At 66.6% G+C, this 10,929-nt stretch carries 11 protein-coding genes and 2 pseudogenes; 1 reads left to right on the top strand and 12 read right to left on the bottom strand.

Annotated elements, in window-relative coordinates:
• Positions 1-372: FAD-dependent oxidoreductase (locus DD1DGNOD_RS11510; protein WP_165036619.1), on the bottom strand; the 372-nt coding region annotated here is incomplete at its 3' end.
• Positions 369-1,694, bottom strand: a complete 1,326-nt coding sequence (locus DD1DGNOD_RS11505; RefSeq protein WP_131766562.1) for a cytochrome P450 — start codon at positions 1,692-1,694, stop codon at positions 369-371. The genes DD1DGNOD_RS11510 and DD1DGNOD_RS11505, both read right to left, overlap by 4 nt.
• Before the next feature lie 292 nt (positions 1,695-1,986).
• On the opposite strand from DD1DGNOD_RS11505, the pseudogene DD1DGNOD_RS31180 reads away from it, so the two are divergent.
• Positions 1,987-2,085 (top strand): annotated as a pseudogene (locus DD1DGNOD_RS31180) (SDR family oxidoreductase); the annotation flags it as partial.
• A 154-nt stretch (positions 2,086-2,239) separates the two neighbouring features.
• Here DD1DGNOD_RS31180 and DD1DGNOD_RS30810 read toward each other — a convergent pair.
• The 10 genes and pseudogenes from DD1DGNOD_RS30810 to DD1DGNOD_RS11450 form a co-directional block, all read right to left on the bottom strand.
• Positions 2,240-3,055, bottom strand: coding sequence for an enoyl-CoA hydratase/isomerase family protein (locus DD1DGNOD_RS30810; RefSeq protein ID WP_131766586.1), 816 nt, complete (start codon positions 3,053-3,055; stop codon positions 2,240-2,242).
• A gap of 99 nt (positions 3,056-3,154) precedes the next feature.
• Positions 3,155-3,925: pseudogene (locus DD1DGNOD_RS30805) on the bottom strand (enoyl-CoA hydratase/isomerase family protein); the annotation flags it as partial.
• A 29-nt stretch (positions 3,926-3,954) separates the two neighbouring features.
• Entirely contained in the window at positions 3,955-4,482 is a 528-nt protein-coding gene (locus DD1DGNOD_RS11485) for a helix-turn-helix domain-containing protein (protein WP_165036617.1), read from the bottom strand.
• Positions 4,483-4,587: 105 nt separating this feature from the next.
• Complete coding sequence (locus DD1DGNOD_RS11480; protein ID WP_131770093.1) at positions 4,588-5,370, bottom strand: enoyl-CoA hydratase/isomerase family protein; 783 nt, start codon at positions 5,368-5,370, stop codon at positions 4,588-4,590.
• A 141-nt stretch (positions 5,371-5,511) separates the two neighbouring features.
• Positions 5,512-6,270 (bottom strand): SDR family NAD(P)-dependent oxidoreductase, encoded by a 759-nt coding sequence (locus DD1DGNOD_RS11475; protein ID WP_131770092.1) that lies wholly within the window; start codon positions 6,268-6,270, stop codon positions 5,512-5,514.
• A 40-nt stretch (positions 6,271-6,310) separates the two neighbouring features.
• On the bottom strand, positions 6,311-7,240 hold the full coding sequence (locus DD1DGNOD_RS11470; RefSeq protein ID WP_131766558.1) for a hydroxymethylglutaryl-CoA lyase: 930 nt from the start codon (positions 7,238-7,240) through the stop codon (positions 6,311-6,313).
• A 40-nt stretch (positions 7,241-7,280) separates the two neighbouring features.
• A complete protein-coding gene (locus DD1DGNOD_RS11465) occupies positions 7,281-8,510 on the bottom strand; it encodes an acetyl-CoA hydrolase/transferase family protein (RefSeq protein WP_131770091.1) in 1,230 nt (409 codons plus the stop codon).
• Positions 8,507-9,709, bottom strand: coding sequence for a thiolase family protein (locus DD1DGNOD_RS11460; RefSeq protein WP_131766556.1), 1,203 nt, complete (start codon positions 9,707-9,709; stop codon positions 8,507-8,509). Before DD1DGNOD_RS11460 ends, DD1DGNOD_RS11465 begins: the two co-directional genes overlap by 4 nt.
• Positions 9,709-10,458 carry an SDR family NAD(P)-dependent oxidoreductase gene (locus tag DD1DGNOD_RS11455; RefSeq protein ID WP_131766555.1) on the bottom strand — a complete coding sequence of 250 codons (750 nt, stop codon included), beginning with the start codon at positions 10,456-10,458 and terminating at the stop codon, positions 9,709-9,711. The genes DD1DGNOD_RS11460 and DD1DGNOD_RS11455 overlap by 1 nt, the downstream gene beginning before the upstream one ends.
• On the bottom strand, positions 10,458-10,929 hold a 472-nt coding region (locus DD1DGNOD_RS11450), incomplete at its 5' end, for an acyl-CoA dehydrogenase family protein (RefSeq protein WP_131770099.1). The genes DD1DGNOD_RS11450 and DD1DGNOD_RS11455, both read right to left, overlap by 1 nt.

Here is a 10,929-nt window from a genome sequence, read left to right as displayed (position 1 = left end):
ACCGGGCACCGGCAGGCGTCGGGGCTCGGCTCCGGTGGCGAGAACAAGCAGGTCGTACTCGGTGGCCTGCGCGCTGCTCGAGTACACGCGGCGCGCGGCGGGATCGATCGACTCGATCGACTCGCCCAGCCTGACGGAGATGTTCTGCTCCCGGTAGAACTCCGGCGCGCGCAGCCACTGCTCGAGATCGCCGTCGATGAACTTCTTGGACAGGGGCGGGCGGTGGTAGGGAAGCTCCGTCTCCTGACCGAACATCACGATCTCGCCGGCGAAGCCGGCCTGCCGGAGCATCCCCACCAGCGTGCCACCGGCATGACCCCCTCCGACGACCACCACCCGGCGATCGTCGGAGGAAACCCGCTGTTGGGTCACCGCAGCTCCAGACGTATCGGAAGGTTCTTCAGCCCGCCGACGAAGTTCGTCTGGACGACCTTTCGTTCACCGGCCAGTTCGACGCTCTTGATACGCGGCAGCAGCTCCTCGAGCATGATACGGATCTCGATCTTGGCCACGTGCTGACCGATACACATGTGGGGGCCGTAGCCGAAAGCGATGTGCTTGTTCGGTCGGCGGTCGAGCTGGAACGAGTCGGGGTCCTCGAACACATCGGCGTCGCGGTTGGCCGACTGGTACAGCAACATCAGCCGGTCACCCTTCTTGATCTCGCTTCCGTTCAAGGTGTAATCCTGGGCGGCCTGGCGGGTGAATTGCTTGACCGGAGACGCCCAGCGCAGCATCTCATTGAGAAGGTGTGGGATGAGCGACGGATCCTGTTGGGCCCTTCTCAACTGGTCGGGATGGATCGCGAGCTGTTCGATCCCTCCCGAGAGCGTGCTCGACGTCGTGTCATGACCGGCCGTGGCGATCGCGAGGAACCAGCCGTAGGCGAATTCCTTCGGATAGAACTCACCGTCTTCCTTCTTCCCGAGCGCGATGATCGTGGAAAGATCATCTCTTGGTTCCTTCCGCCGGTCCTCCACCAACACGTCGAAGTAGGCGTAGAAGTCCCTGATCGCCGCGGACCACTGCTGCGCGGCTGCCTCCGGGCTCAGTGCCTCCACGTCGTCCCGTATGAGGTCCGGGTCGGCTGTGCCGAAGAAATCCTGGCTCAGCGCCATCATTCTCGGCTCATCTTCCTCGGGCACGCCGAAAAGGGTCATGATGACGTGCAGCGGGTAGAAGAGCGCGAAGTCCTTAACGAAGTCGATCTCGTTCTCGCCTTCGCGCAGACGCTTACCGATGGCCTCACGGGCAAGCCCGCGGATGATATCTTCCCACTTCTTCAGACTCGCTGGCCGAAACCAGTCGTTCGCGATGTCCTTGACCGCGGCGTGTTCCGGTGGGTCGAGATAGGGGAGCGCATCAAGAATGCGGAGGCTACCGCCGGTGAGGCTTTTGGTGAACTCGTCACCAGCCTGGTTCTGCAGGATCGGGTTGTGGGAACCCGGCTGGACGCCGCCACCGCTGGTGAAAATTTCCGGCTGACGCTCGATCTCCATGATATCGGCATGCTTGCTGACCAGCCACAGCGGATCGTAGCCCTCTACCTTGACCTGGCCGAGCGGATTGTTCTCACGCAGCCAGCGGTAAGCGGCAAACAGCAGAGTCTCGTCGCTGTGCCCTTCAGGTAACACAACCTGCCGGGCAATATCGTCCGGTATCGGGCGGCTGTCCGCAGTCTCGATCGCGGCCATGAACTCTCCTTGTACTTGATCCCAGATCCAGGTCCGCCGAAGGCGGGAGAATGATGATCGACAACCTCTCTCCCCTGTCGACGTTGCCCGGAGGCGAACCCCACGCGGCGACGTTGGCGCGTGGTCGGGTCAACGGTAGGCGGCCGGACTGTGTCCTGCATCACCCATAGGGGAAGTCCTTATACCTCTTGCGGGTACGGTGGGTACCGCCTTCTGAACTCAGTGCGACCACTACCTCTCCCTGCGCTACCAAGCGTCCAGTCGCAGGCCAACCCGCTCATGGAAGGGCAAGCCGACGGACTACGCCTGGGAGATGCTCAACCCCACGGACAAAAGCGCGGTCGGGGCGACCCAGGCCGACCAGATCCCGATGCGCCGCATGGGCACCATCTAAATGATCAGGACTGGGCGGACATCCGCGAGCGCAGCCAGCTGGCGACCGTGCAGAGCAAATCCCAGCGCAGCATCTGACGGTTCTTCTCCAAAGACATAGCAGACTGGCCCCGGGGGATCTCCTCCCCGGGGCCAGTCTGCTATCTATGTCTTTACTTTCCGGTGAACTGCGGCGGTCGGCGCGCCTTGAACGCCGTCAGCGCCTCGGTCATGTCCTCGCCGCGCGTCAGCAGCGCCTGGCCGCGGTTCTCCAGCTCGAGCGCCGCCGCGAAGGAGGCGTTCTCCAGGTTGTACTGCAGTGCGCGCTTTGACATGCGAATACCGGCGGGTGAATTGCCGGCGATCTGCTTCGCCATCGCCAGCGCCTCCTCCAGCAACGTCTCCGACGGCACAAGCCGGTTCGCCAGCCCGATCCGGACCGCCTCCTCGGCCTCGACGGTACGCACGGTGTAGGCGATCTCAGCCGCCCGTCCGGGCCCGACCAGCCGCGTCAGCTGCCATGAGGTGCCCAGGTCCCCGATGGAGAGCCCGAGCCGGACGAACGGGGCGTTGAACTTGGCGGTCGGTGCGACCAGGCGGATGTCCGCGGCGAGCGCGAGGGCCAGGCCACCCCCCGAGGCCGCTCCGTGAATGGCCGCGATCACGGGGAAAGGAAGGCTACGAATCGCCGCGAACCCCCCGGCAGCCATCTCCTGGAAGCGCAGGAACTCACGCACACTCATGGTGCCGATGACGCCGATCTCGTCGAGGTCGAAACCCGCGCAGAACGCGCGGTCGCCCGCCCCGGTGAGGATCAGCGCCCTGGCGTCGGTGTCCCGGAGGGCGTAGGCGACGGTGTTGAACTCCTCGAACATCTTGACCGTCAGCGAGTTCATCCGGGTGGGACGGTTGACCGTCAACAACACGTTGCCGCCCGCGAGTGGCTCGAGCGTCAGCGTCTCCAACTTCGGTGGCTCAAACTGGAGCATGAAACCGCCTTCCCCACTGTTGGTCCGATCCGTCGTCACCGGCCCAGGAACAGGCGACCCGGGAACAGGAATGCTGGTGTATCCCGGTATGTCGGTGTGCTCCCGCTTGAAGGCGTCGAGGACCTCCGGGATGTCCTCGTCCCTGGTAAGCACCACCTGGCCACGGTTCTCCAGCTCCAGGGCGGCCGCGTACGAGGGCACCTCCATGTTGGCCTGCAGCGCCCGTTTGGACAGTTGTACGCCGCCGGGTGAGTTGGCACGGATGAGTTCGGCCATGGCGACGGCCTCGGCCAGCAGGGTGCCCGCAGAGACGATCTTGTTGACGAGACCGATATGCTCGGCCTCCTCCGCCTCGACGAAACGTCCGGTAAAGGCGATCTCGGCGACGCGGCTGGGCCCGACGATGCGCGGCAGCAGCCAGGATGCGCCCATATCCCCGGCGGACAGGCCGATACGCACGAAAGCGGCGTTGAACCTGGCCGACGGCGCGGCCAGCCGGATGTCGGCGACGAGCGCGAGCGACATCCCTCCTCCCGCCGCGGTTCCGTTGATCGCCGCGATCACCGGAATCCGGATCGACCGGATCGTTGCCAGCGCACGAGCGGCGCGCTCCTGGCGCTTCAGCATATCCATAGGCGAAAGGCTCGACAGCTCCTCGGCGTCGTCGAGGTCGTAGCCGGCGCAGAAGGCCCTGCCCGCGCCCGTGATGATCAGAACGCGTACGTCGTCATCGCCGTCCACTGCCAGGGCCATTTCCTCGAGTTCCTGGAACATGAGCACCGTCATCGCGTTCAGCCGCTCCGGACGGTTCAGAGTCGCGACGACAATGCCGTCCGTGGGACGTTCGAGCCGGATGGTTTCGAATGCCATCTCCCCGGTGCTCCGCACGATCCTTCTCCTCAGCTGCTCGTGTGAATCTCGCCGCTCAGCGAATGCCGCAGCCGATCGACGGCGGCCGTGTCCAGCATCTGGAAGTCCGGGTCGGTCAACAGCCTGAAGATGCCCCGCCGATACGGCTGAAGATTATTCTCCCGCCATAGGTCGGCGATGAAGGTGTGCGACACCACAATCCCCTCGGCCTGTCGCAGGTACCGCGCCATCTCACGGCTCGACCAGTGCCACAGCCCCGTCTCCGCGGGGGGCGACTGCCGGGTCAGCGCAAGAATCCTCGCGCGCACTCGGCCATCATGAACCAGCGGCGGAGCAGACCGAGGCGCATCATACAGTCCCTCGATCCCGGCCTTGGCGAAACGCGCCGGCCACAGATACACGGTGGGCGGCGACACACGCAGCAGAGCGGCTATCGCACGGGCCGACATACCCTCGTCCCACCACAGGACCATCCGCGCCCGGTCGGCAATCGCCCGTTCCTCGACCGAGTTGCGGACCAGCATGATCAGCTCGGATCTCTGTTCGTCAGTCAACATATAACGGTTCGCCGCCATAGAGAAACCATGCCAAATTTCGAGAAGTAAATCCACCGCTATTACGGACACCATTTCGGTCCGGCGGCCGGCTGGCCGACCTGCCTGTCAGACGAAGTTCGGGGGACGCTTCTCCAGGAAGGCCATCAGTCCTTCCTTGGCTTCGCCGGATTCGAACAAAGCCTGCTCCTGGGCCACTTCGTAGGCAAAACCTTCCGGTAGGGGCAGATCGAACGAGGCATCGACCGTCCGGATCACAGCCTGGAGAGCGGGCAGTGACATGGTGCGGAGCTTGACCGCCAGCTTGAGCGCCTCCTGCTCGGCCTTCCCACCCTCCACGAGCCGGTCGACAAGGCCGATCGCGTGGGCCTCCGGCGCGGCCACCTGCCTGGCCGTCAGCATCATGTCGAGGGCACGGCCGCGGCCGACGAGCCGAGGTAGTCGCTGGGTGCCACCCGCACCGGGGATCAGGCCGAGCTTGACCTCGGGAAGACCGAAGCGCGCACCGGCCCCGGCGACCCGCAGCGTGCACGCCATCGCCAGCTCGAGCCCGCCACCGAGCGCAAGTCCGTCGACGGCCGCAATCGTGATACGACTCGGCGCGGCGAGCCTGTCGAGCACGCCGCGCAGCGAGTCGCCGTACGCCATGAAGGACTCGGCGTCCACCGAGGACATGTGCTTGATATCCGCACCGGCGGCGAAGAAGCCCGGGATGGCGGACGTGACGACGACCGTGATGTTACCCGCCGCGTCCAGAGCGTCCAGAGCGGCGGTCAGCCCCTCGATGATGGGCCGACCGAGCGCGTTCGCGGGCGGCCGCTCCAGGGTTATGCGCAGAACGCCGTCCGCCACGCGGTTCCAGCTGACGGCCGTGTTACTGGGGTCGGGCATCGTGCCATCCTCATCAACAGCTCATGAATCCGCGGAGGCTGCGGACACGACCAAGGAACGGGTGCCGGCCGCCGCCTGTTTTTCTTGTGGATGTCTTTTCTTGTGGATGTCCTTGACTGCGGTGGCCGATCCCAGGTCCGGTCAGGCCATGGTGAGTCCGCCGCTGACGGACAGCGTCTGACCGGTGATGTAGCCGCTGTCGTCGGAGGCGAAAAAGGCGACGGCCGCCGCCACGTCACTGGGCTGTGCCAGTCGGCGCAGGGGCACGGATTTCGTCATTCCGGAGATGACTTTCTCGGCGTCCTGGCCGGCGTTGTCGGCGAACCTGCGCAGGGCCGGCGTGTCGGTGGGACCAGGGCAGACGGTGTTCGCGGTGACACCCTTGGCCGCCACCTCGCGGGCGAGAGTCTTGGTGAAGGCGATGATGCCGCCCTTGGCACCGGAGTACACCGCCTCGAGCGAGGAACCGACGCGGCCTGCGTCGGAGCCGATGTTGATGATGCGCCCCCAGCCCCGCTCCAGCATGCCGGGCACGACGGTCTGGGTGACCCGCAGCACCCCCTTGAAATTGATCTCCAGGATGCGGTCCCAGAACTCCTCGGTGGTGTCGACGAACTTCATGAAGTCGTCCCAGCCGGCGTTGTTCACGGCGATCTCGATCGGACCGAGCTCGTCGGTCACCGTCTTCACCCCGGCCTGGACGGAGGCTGTGTCCGTCACATCCACCTGGACGGCGACGGCCCTGCCGCCGTCGGCGTTGATGGACTCGGCGGTTGCCTGCGCCACCTCCAGGTTGAGATCGGCGATGGCGACCTGGAAACCCTTGGCCCCGAGGGTCCGCGAGATACCTGCACCGATGCCCTGCGCGCCGCCGGTGACGAAGGCAACCCGACTACTCATGTCTGTCTCCGATGTGCTCGTCGTGTCTGCGGAAAACTCGTCAGGCGATGCTGGACGGCCACGTGACCGGCCCGGCGATGATCGAGTGACTGGTGAGGGTGCGGCCGAGCACCGACTGCGCCTCGCGGGCGGCCTCGATGATCGCGGGCAGCGACAGGCCGGTGGCCACGCCCATCTCGTGGAACATGCTCACCAGGTCCTCGGTGGCGATGTTGCCGGTCGATCCGGCCGGAACAGGGCAGCCGCCGAGCTCGCCAAAGCTCGACTCGAAGCTGGCGCAACCGGCTTCCAGCGCGGCGAACGCATTGGCCAATCCCTGCCCCCGCGTGTTGTGGAAATGAGCGGTGACCTCGACCCCGGGCAGCCGTTCGAGCGCCGCGGTGAAGAACTCGCCGGCGTACGCGGGGTTGGCCATCCCGGTCGTGTCACCGAAACCGACTTCGGTCGCCCCGGCCTCGGCGAACCGCTCCGCCAGGTCCAGCACCCGCTTCAGGTCGATTTTACCCTCGTACGGGCATCCGAAGGACGTCGCGATGACGGCGGCGCAGTTCAGGCCCTCGGCCTTGATTCGGCCGACCATGACGTCGTTGTCGGCCATCGTCTCGTCGACGGTACGGTTCACGTTCTTCTTGTTGTGTGTCTCCGAAGCAGACACGAAAATCGCGACCTCGTGAAACCTGTGCCGCACCTTCAACGCGTTGTCCAGCCCCTTGCTGTTCGGAACGAGCACCATGAGCGACACGTCGTCGGGCACATCGATGCGGTCGAGTACCTGCACCCCGTCAGAAAGCTGCGGGATCACGTCCGGGCGGACGAAGCTGGCCACCTCGATCCGCTTGAAACCGGCTCTGCCCAGGGCGTTGATCAGCCGGATCTTGTCGTCGGTGGCGATGCGTTCCGGTTCGTTCTGGAAACCGTCCCGCGGGCCGACCTCCCGGATGTGCACATGGTCGGGGCGGCGAGTGCTCATTGCTCGGCTCCTCTCTGTTTTCTCCGGACCTGCCTGTTTCTCAGAACCTGTCTGGTACAGACCTCTCGAGGGCTTCCTGATGCTCCGGTGCGGCGACGGCGATCAGGCGTCGGGCGCGCTCCGCGAGGTCACAGCCGCGAAGGTGCGCCGCGCCGTACTCCGTCACGACCACGTCCACGTCCGAACGGGACGTCGTCACCACGCCGCCCTCGAGAACCGGCTTGATCGTGGACTCCGCTCCGGAGCGCGCACGCACCGCGATGATGGAACGGGCCCCGGTGAGTGCCGCCGCACGCGAGAAGTCGACCTGGCCGCCGACCGCTCCGATCAGAACGCCACGTCGTATCTCGGCTCCGACCTGCCCGGTCAGATCGACCTCGATGGCCGAGTTGATGGACACCAGCGAACGCAGCCGAGACAGCGTCGCCGGGGCGTGGGTATAACTGGCGGGGCGGAACTCGATCGGCATTTCGGCCAACCGTTCGTACAGTTCGGTGCTGCCGAGTGCCGCGCCGGTGATGATGGTTCCTTGGTCGATCTCCTTGCGCGCCCCCGTCAGCACACCCTTGTCGACGAGACGCATGATGCTGTCGGAGATCATTCCGGAGTGGAAGCCGAGATCCCGGTGGCCGGCGAGGCAGTCGAGAACCGCGGACGGAAGCGGACCCACACCCATCTGGAGCGTGTTCCCGTCCGCGATGAGGTCCGCGACGTTGCGCGCGATGGCCTGGTCCGTGGCGTCCGGTGAACGCTCGGGCGCCTGCTGCAGCGGACGGTCGGTCTCTACCACGGCCGCGAACCGGCTCAGCGGGATCCGTGGGGTGCCGACGGTCGCCGGCATCCGCTGGTTGATCTCGGCGATCAGCACGGGTGTGTGTCGCACGGCATCAGCCGCGTAGTCCACGCCGATACCGAGCGAACAGGTGCCGTCGGCGTCCGGAGGTGAGACCTGGACGAACCCCACGTCGCGGGGAACGAGTCCCTCGGCGAACATGCGCGGCAGGGCGGAGTAGTGGCACGGCAGCACATCGAGACGGCCGGCGCGGCTGAGCGCGCGTAACTCGCCCAGGCCGCCGTACGAGACGAGTGACAGCGTGTCGGGCAGTTCTCGGGTGAGCCGCTCGTCCCAGGTCAGCCCGCAGAAGGCGCGCCGCGGGCCCAGCTCGCCGATCTGGTCGAGCAGAGCATGCACGAGAGACCGCGGTTCCGCACTCGCCTGACTCCACCAGACACCGGCACCTGGTGCCAGGTACCTCGCCAGCTCGATCATCCGTCGAGCCGCTGCACCAGGGTGGCGGTGCCGAGCCCACCGCCGCAGCACATCGTGACCAGACCGAGCTCGACGTCACGTCGTTGCATCTCGGCGAGGATCGTGGCCATCAGGCGCGAGCCGGTGGCACCGACGGGATGGCCGAGCGCGATGGCCCCGCCGTTGACGTTGACCCTGTCCATGTCGGGTTTGAGTTCGCGTTCCCAGGCGAGCACCACGGAGCTGAACGCCTCGTTGATCTCGATCAGGTCGATGTCGGCGATCGTGAGTCCGTTGCGGTCGAGCAGCTTGCGCGTCGCGGGGATGGGGCCGGTCAACATGATGACGGGGTCGACCCCGACCGTGGTCTGGTCGAGAATGCGGGCCCGGACGTTCAGGCCGTACCGCTGCGCGGCCGGGCGGGAGGCAAGCAGCACACCGGCGGCGCCGTCCGAGATCGGTGACGAGCTTCCAGCCGTGATGCGTCCGCCCTCCGCGCGAAAGGCGGGTTTGAGCCCGGCCAACGTGTCCAGGTTGGTTTCCGGCCGGATGCTCTGGTCGGTGGTGCGGGTCTCCCCCGCCAGTTCCAGGGGCACCATCTCGGCGGCGAAGCGGCCCGCGCGGACCGCCTCGGCGGCCAGCCGGTGCGAGCGCACCGCGAACTCGTCCATCTCCCCGCGGCTGATCTGCCAACGGTCCGCGATCAGCTCCGCGCTCTCGCCCTGATGGACGAAGGAGTACTGGTCGCGCAGTTCCTGCGGCCATGGATCGCCGTACAGATCGGAGATTTTCTGCGGCGAGTCGATGGGGACGTGCCCCATGTGCTCGACACCACCGGCGATGACCACGTCGTGCGTGCCGGAGCCGATCAACGCGGCTGCCATGGCGACCGCGGTCTGCGCCGATCCGCAGCGCCGGTCGAGGGTGACGGCGGGCACCTCGGGCGGATAGCCGGCCTGGAGCCAGGCGTTGCGTCCGATGTTGCGCGACTGCTCACCGAACGGCGCCGTGCAGCCGATGACGAGGTCCTCGACCGCATCGGGAGCAATGCCGCTACGGGAGACCAGTTCGGTGTAGCACGCGGCGAGGATCGCGTTGGGGTGGGTGTCGCGGTACCAGCCCCGCTCCGGGTGCGACTTTCCGATGGGCGCGCGGACAGCCTCCGCTATCAGCACCTCGCGTCCAGTGTGCAGAAAAGGACTCGTGGTCGCCCTGGTCATCACATCACCGTTCCACCGTCGACGGGCAGCACCTGGCCCGTGATGTATGCGGCTGCGTCGGAGGCGAAGAACACGAAGCTGCCGGCGATCTCCGCCGGCTGCGCCCACCGACCGAGCGGAATTCTCGCCAGCGTCTTCTGGGCCAGTTTCTCGTTGCTCCGGATGTTCTGCGTCATGGGTGTGGCCGCCAGCGGAGCGAGAGCGTTGACCGTGACGTGCCGGCGCGCGAGCTCCTTGGCCAGCGACTTCGTCAGGCCGATGATGCCCGCCTTCGCCGCCCCGTAGTTGGCCTGCCCGATCGTGCCCTGCAGCCCCGCGGCCGAGGTCACGTTGATGATGCGCCCACTGCCGTCCTCGGGAAGGTGGGGCAGGACGGCCTGGCTGCAGACGAAGCTGCCGAACAGGTGGATGTCGATGATCCGGCGAAACGCGTCCTGCGTAAGGTCGGGGAACATCGCCGGTGCGATCGCGCCGGCGTTGTTGACCAGGATGTGCAGGGTGCCGCCGGCGAGCGCCGCCGCGCGACGGGCGGCCTCGGCGGCGGCCGTGCTGTCGCGGACGTCGAGGGCGAAGGAGTCCGTCGTGCCCCCGGCGGCGCGGATCCGTTCCGCCACCGACTTCGCCGCCTGCTCGTCGATGTCGGAGACGAGGACCGCCGCGCCCGCGGCCGCGAATGCCTCCGCGACCGCCGCCCCGATTCCGCTACCCGCGCCCGTCACCAGTGCCGAGCGACCGTTCAAACCGAACATCAGTAGCTCCTGGGAAGACCGAGGACGTGTGAGCCGAGATAGTTCAGGACCATTTCCTGGCTGATCGGGGCGATCCGCAGCAACCGCGCCTCCCGGAAGTAGCGCGCGACGGGGTACTCCTCGGAATAGCCCATTCCGCCGTGTGTCTGCAGCGCCCGGTCGGCCGCCTGGAAACCGGCGTCGGCGCACAGGTACTTGGCGGTGTTCGCCTCCCGAGCGCAGGGTTTCCCCTGGTCGTAGAGCCAGGTCGCCTTGCGCAGCACCAGCTCGGCCGCGTCGAGGCGGGCCAGCGAGTCGGCCAGCGGGAACTGCAGGCCCTGGTTCTTCCCGATGGGACGGCCGAACACCTCGCGCTCGTTGCCGTACCGGACGGCCTGCCGCAGCGCGGCCCGCCCCAGCCCGAGCGCTTCGGCGGCTATCAGCATCCGTTCCGGGTTCAGCCCGTCCAGCAGGTACCGGAACCCCTGGCCC

It is taken from the genome of Candidatus Protofrankia californiensis (assembly GCF_900634765.1).
Lineage (GTDB): Bacteria > Actinomycetota > Actinomycetes > Frankiales > Frankiaceae > Protofrankia > Protofrankia californiensis.
This window is presented reverse-complemented; position numbering and strand designations above follow the sequence as displayed.